At 39.4% G+C, this 19189-nt stretch carries 6 protein-coding genes and 1 pseudogene; 2 read left to right on the top strand and 5 right to left on the bottom strand.

Annotated features, from left to right (window positions below; genetic code table 11):
- Window positions 1-220: pseudogene (locus G4P69_RS31485) on the top strand (hypothetical protein); the annotation flags it as partial.
- Between the two features lie 67 nt (window positions 221-287).
- The gene (locus G4P69_RS31480; protein ID WP_208344107.1) at window positions 288-1547 is read left to right on the top strand and encodes an MFS transporter; all 1260 of its coding nucleotides are present in this window, start codon (window positions 288-290) and stop codon (window positions 1545-1547) included.
- A gap of 47 nt (window positions 1548-1594) precedes the next feature.
- On the opposite strand, the gene G4P69_RS31475 is transcribed toward G4P69_RS31480, so the two are convergent.
- The 5 genes from G4P69_RS31475 to G4P69_RS31455 all read right to left on the bottom strand — a co-directional run.
- Window positions 1595-7039 carry a trifunctional serine/threonine-protein kinase/ATP-binding protein/sensor histidine kinase gene (locus G4P69_RS31475; protein WP_208344106.1) on the bottom strand — a complete coding sequence of 1815 codons (5445 nt, stop codon included), beginning with the start codon at window positions 7037-7039 and terminating at the stop codon, window positions 1595-1597.
- A 237-nt stretch (window positions 7040-7276) separates the two neighbouring features.
- Window positions 7277-8629: a hormogonium tapered terminus morphoprotein TftA gene (gene tftA / locus G4P69_RS31470; protein ID WP_208344105.1), complete on the bottom strand. Its 1353-nt coding sequence runs from the start codon at window positions 8627-8629 to the stop codon at window positions 7277-7279.
- Between the two features lie 451 nt (window positions 8630-9080).
- Window positions 9081-10487, bottom strand: coding sequence for a lipoxygenase family protein (locus tag G4P69_RS31465; protein ID WP_208344104.1), 1407 nt, complete (start codon window positions 10485-10487; stop codon window positions 9081-9083).
- A 533-nt stretch (window positions 10488-11020) separates the two neighbouring features.
- Window positions 11021-16426 (bottom strand): ATP-binding sensor histidine kinase, encoded by a 5406-nt coding sequence (locus G4P69_RS31460; RefSeq protein ID WP_208353510.1) that lies wholly within the window; start codon window positions 16424-16426, stop codon window positions 11021-11023.
- Window positions 16427-16587: 161 nt separating this feature from the next.
- Window positions 16588-19189 (bottom strand): GAF domain-containing sensor histidine kinase (locus G4P69_RS31455; protein WP_208345128.1); only part of this gene is annotated, 2602 nt, incomplete at its 5' end.

Below are 19189 nucleotides of genomic sequence, written 5' to 3'. Positions count from 1 at the left end.
GGGGAACTTTCCTATCCATCGCATGAGCCATGATTATTTTACTCACTGGAGTTCGTCTTTTCTTGGTGAAGGGCAAAATAACTTTTATGCAGATCCACCCGTCGATCATTTGGAGATGTGGCGATCGCCCCAAAATGTCCAAGGCTGGTGTAGAGAGTTATCCGGTGATAGATTAACAGCGGCAGAATTTTTACATATACTTGTCGATCAATACAATTAAAAATTAGAAAAATAATTTTTAATTATTAAGCTCGTTCCTCCTTATTAATCCTTAATCTTTATTTGTAATGTTTCCTACTGAACCTGCTGGTAATAATGGGTTTAGCGCCCTGCTAAAAAACCGTGATTTCATGGTTTTGTGGCTTGGGCAGCTGGTATCCCAGTTAGCAGATAAGATATTCTTCGTCTTAATCGTTGCTATATTAGAGAACTACCCAACCCCTCATGGGTTGGCAGAGAACTCTAAATACTCGATTTTAATGATGGCGTTCACGATACCAGCAATTTTATTTGGCTCAGCTGGAGGGATCTTTGTTGATCGGTTTTCAAAAAAGCTGATTTTGATTGGTTCTGACGTTGTACGCGGGTTATTAATACTGCTGATTCCTTTATTACCACGACAATTCTTTATTCTATTGCTACTGACTTTTGCCATCTCTACGATGACGCAATTTTTTGCACCAGCTGAGCAAGCTGTCATCCCTGTTTTGGTAAACCGAAGTAACTTGCTAGCAGCTAACGCAATATTTAGCAGCACAATGATGGGAGCTTTAATTGTTGGCTTTGCAGTGGGAGAGCCAATATTAAGTTTGGCTAAAGCTGTGATGGGGGAGGAATATGGTCAAGAATTTGTCGTGGGCGGATTGTATTTGCTGTCTGGCATTAGCATACAATTGATCAACTTTAAAAAACACCAACAAACAGAAGAGTCAAACACAGCCTTGACTCCTTGGATGGACTTTAAAGAGGGATTAAACTATCTTAAGAAAAACCGTTTGGTGTTAAATGCCATGCTGCAACTTGTAACTTTGTATTGTGTGTTTGCAGCGTTAACAGTGCTAGCAATTAGACTAGCAGCAGCTTATGGCTTGAAAGAAAAACAGTTTGGTTTTTTCTTGGCAGCCGCCGGGGTTGGTATGGTGTTGGGTGCAGGAATTTTAGGTCACTGGGGTGAAAGGTTTCATCGCAAGCCGTTACCATTGATTGGATTTTTAATGATGGCAGTGGTTTTAGGCTTATTCACTTTTACCCAAAATGTGTTGATAGCTCTAGCGTTGTGTGCAGTCTTAGGCGTGGGTGCATCCTTCATCGGTGTACCAATGCAAACTTTAATTCAACAACAAACTCCACCAACAATGTTGGGTAAAGTCTTTGGCTTTCAAAACCATGCTGTTAATATTGCGCTTTCAGTACCACTCGCAATTACAGGTCCGGTTACTGACGCTCTAGGCTTACGAACTGTACTTGTCGTAATGAGTATTGTAGTTGCTGCTGTTGGTTTTTGGGCTTGGAGAAATACCCGACGTGTGTTAGAGGATGTGATTTGATGCTATTGCTCCCTATGTTCACAACTAACTTTACCACACAAATAGTATTATTCTACGGCACATGGTAAAGTGATGAGGAATTCAGTTCCTTTCCCAGGTATAGAACTGACTGAGAGGGTTCCATCGTGTTTTTCTGTGATAATTTGTCGCGCGATAGCGAAGCGCTGCGGCGAAGCGCCGATCGCCAACCCTAAACCAGTTCCTTTTCCTACAGCTTTAGTCGTAAATAAATAATCAAAGATTTTTTGTTTGACTTGTTCATCCATACCAATCCCATTGTCAGCGATCTTAACTTGAACTTGATTATTCATCACTAAAGTGGTGATCGTAATTCGATTAGGATTGGCTTTAATCTCCTCAAAACTGCATCCCGTATTGGATTCTTCTAATGCATCGATAGCATTGGCTATTATATTCATAAAGACTTGATTTAATTGCCCAGGAAAACACTCTATTTCTGGCAAATCACCGTAGTTTGTATTGACTTCAATTTCTGGGTGCTGTTCGTTAGCTTTGAGACGATGTTTGAGAATAAGAATTGTGCTATCAATACCAGAGTGGATGTTAAATCGCACTTTGTAATCTTTGTCCTGACGCGAGAAAACCCGGAGACTGTGACTGATCTGTATCAGGCGATCGCACGCCATCTTCATAGAATCAATCATCTTGGGCAAATCCTCTAATGTATAATCCAAGTCAATTTCTTTTGCATGGTCAAGAATTTCATCATTTGGACTGGGCAGAAAATTTTGATAGAGTTCCAAGTGTTCAAAAATATCTGTAATAATCGGTTTAGCTTGCCTGATACTAGCAGCAATAAAACCTAAAGGGTTATTCATTTCATGAGCAACACCTGCAACTAAATTACCTAAAGCCGACATTTTCTCACTTTGGACAATTTGTAATTGAGCTTGTTGTAAATCGTGTAATGCTTGTTTTGCTTGCTGATAAAGTCGAGCATTTAAGAGTGAGATTGCAGCTTGAGAGGAGAGTAGGTTGATAACTTGTAGGCGTTGGGAAGTAAACACACCTCTTGTTAACTGATTTTCTAAGTAAAGAACCCCAACTAAGTTCCCTTGGTTAATAATAGGTGTGCATAAGACACTTTGGGGTTGATGTTGCAGCATATATTCCCCAATCACACCAGGAATATCTGTTTGGCAATTATCTATAATGACAGTCTCTTGAGTATTCTTGACGTAATTAATAATTTTTTTAGGGATGTCTTGACAATTGTCTATTAGTTGTGATTTTAAAATCGTTTCAATACGAGTTTGCCAATTCGACTGTTGATTAATCAGCGTAATAGCCTTCACCTGCCAAGTATCTTCATAAGGAAGAATGAGAACAGATTTTTTAGCGCCAGAGTTTTCTAAGATAATGCGGGAGAGGTTAGCAATAAGTTGATCTAATTCCAGAGAACTGGAAATTGCCTGCGCTGCTTTGAGTACACTTGTAAGATCTAAAAGATCACAAATATTGGTAGTTCCAGAGCTACTTGTGTGAGTGGATGAAGAACTTGAACTACTAATAGTCTCTAGAGGTTTCAGGTTGATTTGTTGCTGTTGCAGAATTGGTTGCAGTAGCTGGGGATAGCGCTTTTCTAAGTCCTTAATTTTCGCTAGTGCTCCCCAACGAGCATAGCAGTAATAAGCTTGTTGCATATAGTCTGCGGCAATTTTTTGTTTGCCCCAATCCAGGTAAAAGTTAGCAGCCAGCTCGTTTGCTAAAGCTTCTTCTTGGATATATTGGTTGGCGTTTGCTAGAGCAATAGCTTCATCGTAAAGTTCTATAGCCTCTGTTTTTTGTCCCAATACCCTGTATTTTTCTGCTTCAACCAAATCAACCTTATGCTGGTGATTCATCGGAGCATAGCGCGCCCAGTATTGCTGTAACTGGGTTTGGTTTTGTGCTACCTGCTCTAATGCTTCAGATTCTTCCACTAAGCGTTGATTCAACTGTGCCAGAGTTATCAAAGAATCATAGAAATAAAACGCAGGTTCACTGACTAGTCCAGTACCTGCCATAAAATAGCGTCTCACCTGTGCTGCATAATTTTTAGCTTGCTCTATTTCCCCAAACAAGAAGCAAAGCATCAGCTTATACATATAGAAAATATACAACCCATACCCATCATTGGTAGATAGCAGCATGGACAAAGACTCTGTTTCCTGAAGAACTTCCCCAGATAAAATGACCGGATACTCAGCAAAACCTAGCAAGTTGAGAATAGATTGCCAATGGATTCGGCAATAATTAGCATCAGCTAATTGGTGCAATTGTACCAAGCCATCGGAGTAAGCCCGAACCTCCTGCTCTAAAGTAGCAAGAGGTTGACCACACCAAAAAGAATTCAGGCAAAAACACTGAGCATTATGTCCAGCGAACTCTGGTTTACCAACCTCTAAGGCAGTTGCATAACCCTCTTGCAAAAGTGGTAGCATTTCCTTGGCGTGAGTTTTTCGATGGAGAATATAACCTGCTAGAAGCAACAACACATCAGGTTTAGTCGCTTTGGCATCCGATTTTGAGACGAGTTGGAGAGCTAATGAAGCGAACTGTGTTCCTCTTTCTACATCTTGTAAGAAATTACAAAATAGCATGCCATAGTTCGCATAGCTAAAGGCTGAGGTTGATATGTTTCCGTATTGAACCGATAGTTTGACTGACAAACAAATCAGTAATGGGAACAAGGGCGAACCAGAGAGGTAAGCTGCTGCAAAGAAGCTCTTAGCAATTTGAAAAATGGCTATTTTTTCCGAATCCGTCATTACATTGAGGTAAGCCAAATCGTCTATTTGCCTATCTCCAATTAGTGCTGTAATTTCTTGGATTTCCTGTTGAATATCGTTTGGTGTTGGTGTTTCAGGAAATGTTACACCAAGAGAAAGCAGAATTTGTTGTCCAAGTGCAATAGCTGAAGGAAAGTCATTCTGAGAGATATAAGATTGAATCTTAATTCGGTAAACATTTACTTTTTCTAGTAATGAATGTGCCTGTTGGATGACGATATTAATGAACTGTTCCATTAGTTCAAAGTCCCCACACAAAAAAGCAACTTCAGCAGTTAGCTCATGCAAAGCGAGGGTTATGTCATATTGAGAAAGCCAAGCTTGTTCTCCTAGTAGAGATAAGCCCACTCTGGCATATTCACTAGCAGCTTGATAAGCGGTGGTGGCTTGAGCTTTCCTACAAGCGGTGAGATTTAGTTGTGCTAATTGATTTTTTTCTTTTTGTTGGGTAATTAGAGAAGTTCCATAATTTAATTGATTGACAATCTCGAAAATCCGGTCTTCTCTTGCTTGTGGTGAAATTTGCTGGAGGAGTAGTTGTCCTATTTGGTAATGAGTCGTCTGTTTTTGATGATCAGGAATAAGAGAATAGGCTGCTTGTTGGATGCGATCATGTAAGAATTTATATTTCGCGAATTCTTGACTGATATTCCTATTCTCTAACAAGACTTTATCATTATCATCTTCCTGATAAAATTTATAAACATCACTGATTGGCAAAATCAATCCTTCTTGTAGAGCTTTCCACAAATCAGCAGATGTTTCTACTTCTTTTTTTTGTGCAACAATAGCCAAAGTTCCTAAATCAAACTGATTCCCTATACAAGCTGCTAATTGCAATATGTTTTGAGTTGATTGTGGCAATCTTCGTAATTGAAAACCCATAAATTCAACAACATCATCTGTGACTGTTATCTGATTTACTTCTGCAATATCACATTCCCAGCAACCTGAATTCCAGTCAAATTGAATTAGCTCTTCTTGATGCAGTGCTTTGAGAAATTGGGTAGTAAAAAATGGATTTCCTTGCGTTTTTCGATAGACTAACTGAGAAAGAGGTAACGCAAATTTTTTTGTAGATTTAAGTGTATCAGCAATTAGTTCATTTACTTGATCTTCGTTCAGTGGTTCTAAAGTAATTGTATTAATCTTTGCTTGTTTTTTTGTTATTTCACTCAAAGTCAACATTAATGGATGTGCAGGGCTGACTTCGTTATCACGATACGCACCAATTAATAAAAGATGCTGTGTATTAGTCATTAGTAACTGCATCAACTTTAAGGATGCTGAATCTGCCCATTGCAAATCATCTAAAAACATCACTAATGGATGTTTAGCGCTTGTAAAAACTTGGGTGAATTTTTGGAATAATAAATTAAATCTATTTTGGGCTGCTGTTCCTGACAATTCTGGGGCTGGTGGTTGTTCACCAATAATTCCTACTAGTTCCGGGATGACTTCAATAATGATCTGTCCATTGTCGCCAAGAGCTTCTAAGATCTTGCTTTTCCATTGTTGTCTGTGAGCATCGTTTTCTGTGAGCATCTGCCCCATTAAATCCCGAAATGCTTGCACAAATCCACTCAAAGGAATATTTCGCTGAAATTGGTCAAATTTTCCTTTGATAAAGTAACCGCGTTGTTTGAGTATTGGTTTGTGTACTTCGTTAACTACTGCTGTTTTTCCGATACCTGAAAACCCGGTTACTAGCATCATTTCAGTTACACCACTACTTACTCTTTCAAATGCTTGTAGTAGGGTTTCTACTTCGGTTTCTCTTCCATATAATTTCTCAGGGATGAGAAAGCGATCGCACACATCCCTTCGCCTAATTTCAAAGCTCTCAATTTTATCTGTTTGTGTTAACTCACGTAAGCAATTTTCTAAATCAAATTTCACTCCTAATACGCTTTGATAACGATCTTCAGCATTTTTCGCCATCAGTGTGCTAACAATCTGTGACAGAACAGATGGGATTTGTGGGTTTATTTCATGTACTAAGGGTGCTTGTTTGGCAATATGACAATGTACCAACTCCATTGGATCGCTGAGTTCAAAGGGTAATTTTCCTGTTAGTAATTCGTAGAAAGTTACACCTAAGGCATAGAGATCAGTCCGGTAGTCAATTCCTCGATTCATTCTCCCAGTCTGCTCAGGAGAAATGTAAGCAAGTGTCCCTTCCAATATATTCGGACTAATTAAGGTTTGGGTTTCTCTTGGCAAGAATGACGCAATACTAAAATCAATTAGTTTAACTTGCTTTGTTTCTGAATTAATTAAAATATTGGTAGGTTTAATATCTTTATGAATAATCCGATTACGGTAGAGTATTTCTAATGCATTACATAAGACAACTGCTATCTGCAAAAATTCTTTTAAAGAGTTTCTCTGTAATGTTCCTTCATAGATGAAATAATCCTTCAACGCAATTCCCCCAAAATCTTCCATTACCAAGGCGTAACCATTCTGGTAAGGTTCTAAGCTATAGATCTGGACGATTAGGGGTGAGTTAAGATTTTTGGCAATGGTATACTGGTTGCGAAATTTTACCAGTTCACTGAAACTGGGATAAGGATTTTTCAGTAGTTTAATCACCACAGGTAAGGAATCTGTCTGTCTTACCCCGCGATAAACGAGGGTTCTGGAACCAGAATAGAGATTTTCTGTGAGCTGATATCCGGCAATACTTACTGAGTCCATTATCTTACCACTAAATCTATTACTAGATTTAGTGTTCCCAAACCGCATAGAGAATATGAAGTTGTCTAGATTCCAATACTGCTCGGTTAAGCCGAAAACTTAAATTTAATGTAGGTTGGGGTAACCCAACATTTTCAAGGGTTCGTTGGGTAACGCTTATGCGCTCTACCCAACCTACGATTTTCCAAAACCCCGTGCAGTATTGGTATTGGTTTAGATTCTTGACACTATCAAGACTTAAAGTATTCCTGCCGACTCGTACAATTGTTTCAGCAAAGCTCTAATTCTAGCACCATACTCAATATCAGCTGACCAACGCCCTGATAACTGATCTATTGATTGAGCAATACCGCGTGTAACAAAGTCAAATCGTGGATCTACAATTTCGTTTACGAGAGGTTCTAGACTGGCGTAAGCTTTTAAGTGTTGAATATGTGATCGAACTCCAATTCTAGGACTTTCAAACGATGCTACGTCTGAGCTGCCACCAATAGTTCCTAAGCCAGCGAAGTTGTTGTTCTCAGGTTGAATGTCGCCACCAAATCGTAAAAAGCCGGTTTCCAGACACATTTGACAGAAAGCAATATCATAATTTACACCCTCCATGTTGGCTTCTTCTCGATAAAGTTTCGGCAAATCTGGAAACTGCGCTAGAGCACCTTCATTATGATTTTTTAAAAATATCTGTAATTGTACTTCTGTGGTTTTCCCTGAAGACATAATCTTATCAAATTGACCGTGACCAATTTGCAAATTAGAGCGCAGCTTGACAGTACGACTTGCGCTATCCCAAGAAACAGCAACATGAAATTCTCTCAGTTCAATTGCTTTGACATAAACAACTCGATGATAGGTTATACGACGGACATCGGTTGCTTTTGACAAATCAATGCTTAACTTATCTACTAAGTCTATAGGGATATAGGCATTACCATTAACTAGTATCCCTTGTTCTGAGTAATTTTGTCCATTGATATTAATATTAATGGTTGGAAAGGATGGTTGTGGCTGTGTCCCAGAATTCGGATCAATCACACGATTCCAAGATGTCAATCCATCAGCAATTCCTAAGGCAAAGTCACGACGCTGATTCTGTAATAAATCTCGTTCATCTGGGTTACTAAGAAAGCCGACTATCAACACCAAAGAAGGAATTACTATTTGGCGACAAAAAGCTATTTTACCTAACCCAGAGGCTGTGTCTGGTCGAATTCCTCTATTTGGCAACTGTGGTACGCGACGCAACAATCCTACTAGCAGTAATTCAGCTTCGTTTCGGCGATCGTCATTATTGGCAATATAAAAGACGCTAGCCCCACGCACGGAGGGACTACTAGCAGCATCAGCACGAATTTCTATAGCTACATCACCGTGTCGAGCACGAGAATTTATCCAAGAAATAATTTGTGATCGACTCAAATTATCTGGAACCGCCAAAACTTCAAAATTACGGGCTCTCAGTTCTGGCACAATTAAATCTCGCAGTAGAATCATTTCCCTTGCTTCGGTGGTACCGCCAGCAATTGCTCCTGGATCTATGACTCCTGCTTCTTTACCTCCATGAGCTGCCGAAATAAAAATACGTCCCATCTTCAGGATTTCCTTATCTATAGCTTTTGACTAACTCCCTGGCGTCAACGCAGTATAACTTACTACATGACGGAAGTGCGTTACAGCGTAAAATGTGTACTAATTAGTCAAAATTAGTACACTAATTGCACATTTCCGCACCATACTGTAATTTAATGTTTACTTAATAACAGTTTTTTCGGTTCTTGTATACAACAACCTTTACCTTTTTTCGTAAATAAAAATACTAATAAACTCTAAGTAATTCGGTATCAAAACATCAGCCGGGAGTTAGGAAGCATAAAAGGGGCTGACTGCTGCTCGCTAATATCTAGGAATATCTCTGCAAATATTAGCTTTTTGTAGAGATATTAACTAGTTTATTGCTTTGTTGTTTGTGCCCAACCTTCTATTTGCTTTCTAACCCACCCTCCCTACGATTCGGCAGGGTCTTTGATTTTGTCTATTTCCATCAGATATGGATGCTCATCATAATAGACTCTAAAGGTATACCTGGTTGAATTTCCTCTCGGGATTTCCAAAATAATTCTTTTAGCATTGGGCTTCCATTCTCCATCACTGGATTATAACGAACGTTGGAAAGAGTCCAAACAATTAGCACTTGCTGAATATGCTTCTGAGCGACCGCTACAGGATCATAAGCTGGTTCCCATAAACCAATAGTGCCATAATCTGTATCGCCACCATCTTCGTACTGCTTGTAATTTACCCAAGAGTGTAAAAATGTTGAATGGTAAATGACGTAAATGCAGAGTTTCTTCAAGTCATTAATGTCAGCAATTTTCAAAGTACCGTATTTTGGTTCAAGGATAGAGTGACTAACTAGATCGTTCGACATCCCTTCAATTTCTGGCCATAAGTCGCGAATATGCTTCTCCTGACTTTCAAAAAAAGATTCAACATATTTTTCTATAATGCCCCATGCCGCCAGGGCAGCACGATCAAAAAAGTTGTTAGCAACAAAATCTTTCAGCGTTTGAGTTCTAGGGTGCCAGCTATGGTAATTAAGCCTACCAACCTCCTCTTTCAGGAGCAATTCAACCTGCTTTTCATCTAAGGCTGAGGCTTGTGGAATAACTCCAGACGGCCCGAAAATGATTGAGTTTCCTAGTAAATTAATATTAAGTAAACCTTCAAAATGAGGTTCTAGCAATAGCTTGATTGGATTATTATTGACATTCCGATAATAAGCCATTGCATATTGCTCAATATTCAAGTGAGTCCGCCCTAAATGAGCTTGAGTCTCTTGAAAAACAAATTCAGCACTTCGGAATAAGCGTTTTGCCCATTCCCACTCAGAATCTCTAGGGGAATTAGTTATTGTTTTCTGGTTTAATTCATATTGAATTGAATGCACCTGTAGACTTTTGCCTTCTAAAACGAACCTTGCTTCAATTACGGAAGGTAAAATTCCAGATGGTTTGACTTTATGTTTACTACAGTCAAAACGAATAATATACTGCCAAGGTTTGTTTTGAACGCGATTAAATTTACCGGGGTTAAAACCATTAAGGCGGCGCTCTACAAAAAAAGTATCACTAAATTTATCTGGGCGGCAACGAGTTAAATTCGCAGGCATTATTTGGGGTGTAGCGAATTGCTGTATTATCTCTGTCACTCCTGAAATTCCTAGGAGTTTCAAGGGGGGAGCTTCCTTGGCTGGGATAGTATTAAGCCCGATGTTAGCGATAAGGCGAGGTTTTGGTACTACTCTAGGAGGTAATTTATGATTTGGATCGAATCGCGGTAAATCTTGCTTCTGAATACCAAAATAAGGGAAGAGTTGTTCAGGTGGTGGTTGTTTCTCTACACCCAAGTCTACTACTCCGTCTGGTTGAATCTGTTGCTTTTGTGACATAGCTAGTTTCCTCGTTTGCTTGCTAAAATTATGTTACATCAGATCTTGCACCTTCTCAATAAGAGCTGGTCGGCAACGCCCAACCCAGGAAATAATAAGCTTTTTCGGCTTCGATTGTCGCTGCGAAGATGATGGAACAAGATCTGAGTTACCTTGCTACTGTGCGTAGACGACATGGGTATCATTTTACGCATAAATTTTCCGGGGCGGGAAGCATAACTTGTCTGTTAAGGAGTGTAACTTAAAGGATAAAGTGTCTGCAGTCCAGAACTTAATAGCGAAGAGTGTTTCAGAAGTTTGAATGCGTTAGCGAAGCTTAACGAAGTTATCCCCGCAGATCGTGTACAACGGAAAATAAGCATTCCGGCAATCCTTTAGCTAACCCAGCCAGAAGCCGACAGCTACCCCGGAGGCGAGGTATGTGGAGCCGTCAAGAAATGAGTAGACTCCATCACAGTTAATCTCTGAGTCTAGTGTAGCGCCAAAACCGTCAAGTAGGCTTGCTGTCAATACCAAGCAGTTGGAGATGTCTATTAGAGAATTGGTAAGGAGATGAGAAATTCAGTTCCCTGACCAAGGGTAGAATTGACAGCGAGGGTGCCGTTATGTTTATCTGTGATAATTTGTCGCACTATTGCCAAACCTAAACCCGTTCCTTTTCCTACAGCTTTAGTCGTAAATAAATAGTCAAATATTTTTTGCTTAACTTGCTCATTCATACCGACTCCATTATCAGCAATCTTGACTTGAACCTGATTATTGCTGATGGTGGTGGTGATGGTAATCTGGTTAGGATTGGCTTTAATCTCCTCAAGACTCCGCCCGGTATTCGATTCTTCTAAAGCATCGATAGCATTAGCGAGGATATTCATAAAGACTTGATTTAATTGCCCAGGAAAACATTCTATTTCTGGCAAATCACCGTAGTTTGTATTGACTTGGATTGCTGGGCGGTGATCATTAGCTTTAAGACGATGTTTGAGAATGAGAATTGTACTATCAATGCTAGAGTGGATATTAAACGGGACTTTATAATCTTTGTCTTGGCGGGAGAAAGTGCGTAGACTGGTACTGATGTTGGTGAGGCGATCGCACGCCATATTCATAGAATCGATCATCTTGGGCAAATCCTCTAAGCTATAATCCAGATCAATTTCTTTTGCATGGTCAATAATTTCACGACTTGGACTGTGCAGAGATTTTTGATAGAGTTCCAAGTGTTCAAAGATATCTGTAATTATAGGTTTAGCTTGTTCAAGACTAGCAGCAATAAAGCCCAAAGGATTATTCATTTCATGAGCAACACCTGCAACTAAATTACCTAAAGCCGACATTTTCTCACTTTGGACAATTTGTAATTGAGCTTGTTGCAAATCTTGTAATGCTTGTTTTGCTTGCTGATAAAGTCGGGAATTTAAGAGTGAGATTGCAGCTTGAGAAGAGAGTAGATTGATAACTTGTAGGCGTTGGGGAGTAAAAACACCGCTTGTTAACTGATTCTCTAAGTAAAGAATCCCTACCAAATTTCCCTGGTTAATAATAGGTATACACAAGGCACTTTGGGGCTGATATTGCAGCATATATTCCCCAATCACACCAGGTATATCTGTTTGACAATTGTCTATAATGACAGTTTCTTGGGTATTCTTTACATAATTGATAATTCTTGTAGGAATATCTTGACAATCGTCTACAAGTTGTGGTGAGAAAACTGTCTCAATAGAAGTTTGGGAATTGGACTGTTGATTAATCAGCGTAATAGCCTTCACTTGCCAAGTATCTTCCTGTGGAAGAATAAGTACAGATTTTTTCGCGCCAGAGTTTTCTAAGATAATGCGGGTGAGATTAGCAATAAGTTCATCTAATTCCAAAGAACTGGAGATTGCTTGCGCCGCTTTGAGTACGCTGGTAAAATCTAGAAGATTACAAATATTAGTTGTGCCAGAGTCACTCGTGAGAATAGATGAGGAAGTCGAACGACTAATAGTCTCGACTGGGTTCAGGTTGAATCGTTGCTCTTGCAGAATTGGGTGCAGTAGTTCGGGATAGCGTTTTTCTAAGTCTTTAACTTTGACAAGCGAACCCCAACGGGCATAGCAATAATAAGCTTCTTCCATGTATGCTTTGGCAACTTTTTGTTTGCCCCGATCAAGGTAAAATTTGGTTGCCAGTTCGTTTGCTAAGGCTTCTTCTTGGATGTAGCCGTTTTCTTTGGCAACAGCGATCGCTTGGTCATAAAGTTCCATTGCTACTGTGTTTTGTCCTAAAACCCGATTTTTTTCTGCCTCTACCAGATGAAGTCGATGCAGATTATTCATAGGTGCATAATTTGCCCACTGTTGCATGATGTTCTGATTTTGTGCTACCTCCTGTAAAATCCTCTGTTGTTCTTCAACTGAGAACCTAGGAAATAAAGCCAGTTGCACTAATGAGTCATAAAGATTCAGCAATGGATTTGTTGCCGCTGCATATCCAGAACCGAAATATTGTTTTGCTTTGACAACACATTCTGCTGCTAAATCCAATTGTTGAAAGAGATAACAAAGGATCAATTTATTGACAAACAAATTCCATAAACCAGTGCAATCATTAATTTTTTCATGGAACGCCAGCATTGTTCTTTCATCATAAACTGTGCCAACTAGTTCCCAAGGAGTAGTTCCCGACTCGATTAAATTCAAGACGACTTGGTGGCAAATATTGTTGTAATTGACTGAGAGCGAGGTTTTTTGGCTAATTTTTTGTACTGCTGTTTTATAAATAGCGAATTCATTAGCTACTTTGGTTAATTCCTCACCAGTGATGTAAGCGTTGAAGCAATAAATAGCAGGAGCAGTAGAAGCAGACACTAAGTCCCCAGTGTCTAATCCATCAGTATAAGCTTGTAGTAATGGCTTAAGCGTTGCTGTTAAAGGTTCTTTCCAGTGGGTAATAAAAAGACTAACTAGCACAGTGGCTTTTGCTTTGTATTCTCGATCTTGAAACTTGGACAGTAATTGCAAGGCTAATTGACCAAATTCGTAACCTGTGGATATACTCTGTGGTTGACCACAAAGCATAAGTCCATACATTGAGTAAGAGATCGCAGAAGCGGGAGTATTTCCGTACTTGATAGAAAGAATGACTCCCTTAAGCACTACCAAGCGATGGAGTTTCGGTTTTGCTAGATAAGCAGGCATATCTAACTTGACGAAAACACGCAAAACAGCACGTAATTGAGGATCCTCCATTTCTGGTAAGTCAAGCAACTCAGCTACTGTTTTACCATTCAAGGCAAATTGAGCCTCTTGCATAGCCAGAAAAAAATCTTCATCCGTTGGTTTTTCGGGAAACTCAATGCCAATCATCTGCAAAAATTGCATTGCTGTATCAATAGCTTCCAGTAAATTTCCTTGCACTGCGTAAGCGTCAATTTTTACTTCATAAACCTTGGCTCTATCAGTCACAGCTTTTGAGCTTTGTAAAACTTCCTGGGCAAAATCTTCCATCGCATCCAGTTCGCCACACAGACAACTAGCTTCGGTAGCGCCTGTATACAAGTCAAGGGTTGAATGATAGTCAGATTCCCAAGGGTTCGATGGTAGTAGCTGGATGGCTATTTTAAGATAAGCAAGTGCCGAACTGTAGGCTGTTGAAGCGATCGCCTTTTTCCCAGCTATGAGATTTAACCGATAGAGTTCATGGCGTTGTGTTGCTTGCGCGAATTGTTCCAGCCCCATATTTAGCTGATTGACGATCCCAAAAATCTGATTCTCTAGTTCAGATTCGGGAGTGTTTTGCCACAGCAAGTAACCTATTTTCGCATGAGTGGCTTGTTTTTGCTCTTTTGGAATTAAAGAATATGCAGCTTGTTGAACTCTATCATGCAGGAATTTATATCCTACAGTATGAGCTATTGGCTGATCTATAGCTTGATTTTCCTCCCCTACATAAAACTTATAAACTTCACTAATTGGCAAAATTAATCCAGATTGTAACGCTTTCCACAAACTAGTGGCGGTTTCAGCTTGGGATTGTTGACTGACAATTGCTAAAGTTGCCAAATCAAACTGATTACCAATACAAGCTGCTAGCTTCAATGCTTCCTGAGTTGCTAAACTTAGCTTCTGCAGCTGTTGCGCCATGAACTCTACTACGTCATCTGTGAGCGCTAGGTGCTTGATTTGGGCAATATCACACTGCCAATGTCCTACTTGAAAATTAAATTGAATATAATTATCTTCATGCAGTGCCACCAGAAACTGGGTTGTGAAGAAGGGATTGCCTTTTGTTTTTTGATACACTAGTTGCGTGAAGGGTTGAGCGATTTCTAGTTGACAATTGAGGGTATCTGCTACCAACTGATTCACACTTTCATTTGACAATGGACTGAGTGTGATTGTATTTACACTCTCTCCTGCCCTAGCTATCTCATCTAATGTTAGTATTAGGGGATGTCCTGGGAAAACTTCATTATCTCGGTACGCCCCAATCAGGAATAAGTAACCCTTATCGGATTCATGCATGAGCAGTTGCATCAGCTTCAATGATGCTGAGTCTGCCCATTGCAAGTCATCTAAAAAGATCACTAAGGGATGTTCTTTTGTTGTGAATACTTGAATAAATTTCTCAAACAAGAAATTAAAGCGGTTTTGCGCCGCCATCCCAGATAGCTCACTAGCTGAGGGTTGGGAGCCAATAATTCGTTCTAATTCTGGTATTACCTGAATAATCACTTGAGCATTTTCACCCAAGGCTGTTAGGATTTTATCCCGCCACTGCTGTAATTTTGTCTCGTCTTCAGTGAGTAGTTGTCCCATCAAATCGCGGAATGCTTGCACAAAGGCAGAGAAAGGTATATTGCGATTAAATTGGTCATATTTACCTTTGATAAAATAACCCCGTTGCTTTACAATCGGCTTGTGTACTTCATTCACTACGGCGGTTTTCCCAATCCCAGAAAAACCAGCGACTAACATTAATTCACTGTTCCCTTGTGCGACTCTCTCAAAAGCTGCTAATAGTTCCTTAGCTTCTTCTTCTCTACCGTATAATTTTTCTGGAATGACAAAGCGATCGCACACGTCCCGTTTTGCAATTGTAAAACTCTCAATTTTGCCTGTTTCCTTCAATTGCACCCAGCACTTTTGTAGATCATACTTCAAACCCAATGCACTCTGATACCGCTCTGATGCATTTTTCGCCATCAACTTACTAACTATTTCTGAAAAAACACTGGGAATGTTTGGATTAATTTCATGTACTAAGCGTGGTATTTTAGCAATATGAGAATGGACCAATTCCATGATATCTAACGACTGAAATGGTAATTGGTTTGTCAGTAATTTGTAAAAAGTAACGCCTAAAGAATAAAAATCTGTGCGGTAGTCAATACCTCGATTGATCCTTCCTGTTTGTTCTGGCGAAATATAAGCAAGTGTTCCTTCTAATATATTGAGGCTAATTAAAGTTTGTGTTTCGCGTGGAAGTAATGATGCGATACTAAAGTCAATTAATTTTACTTGTTTAGTTTCAGGATTAATTAAAATATTCGTAGGCTTAATATCTTTATGAATAATCCTATGTCGCATCAAATAATCTAATGTGCTACTTAGAGTTATAGCTATTTGTAAAAATTCATCCAGAGAGACAACATGATGATTGTTGGTGAAATAATCCTTGAGAGAAATACCTCCAAAGTCTTCCATCACTAATAAATAGCCATTTTGGTAGTATTCTAGGCTATAGGTTTGGATGATTCCGGGATAGTCAAGATTTTTGGTAATGGTGTATTGATTGCGAAATTGTACTAGTTCATTAAAACTGGGATAAGCATTTTTCAGTAGTTTAACGACTACAGGTAATGAGTCAGCCTGCCGAATCCCACGATAAACTAGGGTTCTGTGACCATTATAGACCTCTTCGCTCAGGTGATATCCTACAATATTTACTGAACTCATTTGACTAGTATCTCTTAAAAATTTTTGGTTTTATTGTCCCCCATTTTCTATTTCAATATATGCGCTAGTTCATCATTTACTCTCGCACACGACACAAAACTTAGTCATGTAGGGCGCAGATATTCTTGCCTAACAGTGGTGGCTAAAGATTTAGAGTTTAATTAAAGAATTGGTAAGGAGATGAGAAATTCTGTTCCCTCACCAAGGGTAGAATTCACTGTGAGGGTTCCGCTGTGTTTACTCGTGATAATTTGTCGCGCGATAGCCAAACCTAAACCAGTTCCTTTTCCTACAGCTTTAGTAGTGAATAAATAGTCAAATATTTTTTGCTTAACTTGCTCATTCATACCAACTCCATTATCAGCGATCTTGACTTGAACCTGATTATTGCTGACGGTGGTGGTGATGGTAATCTGGTTAGGGTTTGTTTTAATCTCCTCAAGACTCCGTCCAGTATTCGATTCTTCTAAAGCATCTATAGCATTAGCGAGGATATTCATAAACACTTGATTTAATTGCCCAGGAAAACATTCTATTTCCGGTAAAATACCATAGTTTGTATTGACTTGTATTGCTGGGCGGTGATCATTAGCTTTAAGACGATGTTTGAGAATGAGAATTGTGCTATCAATACCAGAGTGGATATTAAACGGGACTTTGTAATCTTTGTCGTCACGGGAGAAAGTACGAAGACTCGTGCTGATGTTAGTGAGGCGATCGCACGCCATATTCATAGAATCGATCATCTTCGGCAAATCCTCTAAGCTATACTCCAAATCAATTTCTTGTGCATGGTCAATAATTTCATTACTTGGACTGGGCAGAGATTTTTGATAGAGTTCCAAGTGTTCAAAAATATCTGTAATTATAGGTTTAGCTTGTTGGAGAGTAGCAGCAATAAAACCCAAAGGATTATTCATTTCATGAGCAACACCTGCAACTAAATTACCTAAAGCAGACATTTTCTCACTTTGGACAATTTGTAATTGAGCTTGTTGTAAATCCTGTAATGCTTGTTTTGCTTGCTGATAAAGCCTAGCATTTTCCAGAGAGATGGCTGCTTGGGAAGAAAGTAGGTTGATAACTTGTAGCCGTTGGGGAGTAAAAACACCACTTGTGAACTGATTTTCTAGGTAAAGAATTCCTACCAAATTTCCCTGGTTAATAATAGGTATACACAAGACACTTTGGGGTTGATGTTGCAGCATATATTCCCCAATCACACCAGGAATCTCCGTTTGACAATTATCTATAATTACTGTTTCTTGGGTATTCTTAACATAATTGATAATTCTTCTAGGGATATCTTGACAATTGTCTACCAGTTGTGGATTTAAAATCGTCTCAATAGAAGTCTGGGAATTAGGCTCTTGATTAATCAGCGTAATAGCCTTAACTTGCCAAGTATCTTCCTGTGGAAGAATGAGAACAGATTTTTTCGCGCCAGAGTTTTCTAAGATTATGCACGAGAGGTTAGCAATAAGTTGATCTAACTCCAAAGAACTGGAAATTGCTTGGGCAGCTTTGAGTATGCTGGTAAAATCTAGAATATCGCAAATATTAGTCGTGCCAGAGCTACTCGTGAGAATAGATGAGGAAGTCGAACGACTAACAGTTTCCACTAGGTTCAGGTTGAATCGTTGCTCTTGCAGAATTGGGTGCAGTAGTTCGGGATAGCGTTTTTCTAAGTCTTTAACTTTGACAAGCGAACCCCAACGGGCATAGCAATAATAAGCTTCTTCCATGTATGCTTTGGCAACTTTTTGTTTGCCCCGATCAAGGTAAAATTTGGTTGCCAGTTCGTTTGCTAAGGCTTCTTCTTGGATGTAGCCGTTTTCTTTGGCAACAGCGATCGCTTGGTCATAAAGTTCCATTGCTACTGTGTTTTGTCCTAAAACCCGATTTTTTTCTGCCTCTACCAGATGAAGTCGATGCAGATTATTCATAGGTGCATAATTTGCCCACTGTTGCATGATGTTCTGATTTTGTGCTACCTCCTGTAAAATCCTCTGTTGTTCTTCAACTGAGAACCTAGGAAATAAAGCCAGTTGCACTAATGAGTCATAAAGATTCAGCAATGGATTTGTTGCCGCTGCATATCCAGAACCGAAATATTGTTTTGCTTTGACAACACATTCTACTGCCAAATCCAATTCTTGAAAGAGATAACAAAGGATCAATTTATTGATAAACAAATTCCATAAACCAGCGCCATCATTAGTTTGTTCGTGCAACGCCAGCATAGACTTTTCATCATAAACTGTGCCAACTAATTCCCAAGGAGTCGTTCCAGACACGATTAAATTCAAAACAGCTTGGTGGCAAATATTGCTGTAATTGACTGAGAGCGAGGTTTTTTGGCTAATTTTTGCTACTGCTGCTTTATAAATCGCGAATTCATTAGCTACTTTGGTTAATTCCTCACCAGCGATGTAAGCGTGGAAGCAATAAATAGCAGGAGCAGTAGAAGCAGACACTATGTCCCCAGTGTCTAATCCTGTGGTATAAACTTGTAGTAATGGCTTAAGCGTTGCTGTTACAGGTTCTTTCCAGTGGGTAATAAAAAGATTAACTAGCATAGTGGCTTTTGCTTTGTATTCTCGATCTTGAAACTTGGACAGTAATTGCAAGGCTAGTTGACCAAATTCATAACCTGTGGAGATACTATTTACCTGAGCACAAAGTATGAGTCCATAAACTGAGTAAGTAGCGGCTGACGCGGGAGTATTTCCGTACTGTACGCAAAGACTCACTTGCTTGAGT

The sequence above is a fragment of the Aetokthonos hydrillicola CCALA 1050 genome, assembly GCF_017591665.1.
Classification (GTDB): domain Bacteria; phylum Cyanobacteriota; class Cyanobacteriia; order Cyanobacteriales; family Nostocaceae; genus Aetokthonos; species Aetokthonos hydrillicola.
Note: the sequence above shows the minus strand (reverse complement) of the source record. Positions and strands in the feature narration are given on the sequence as shown.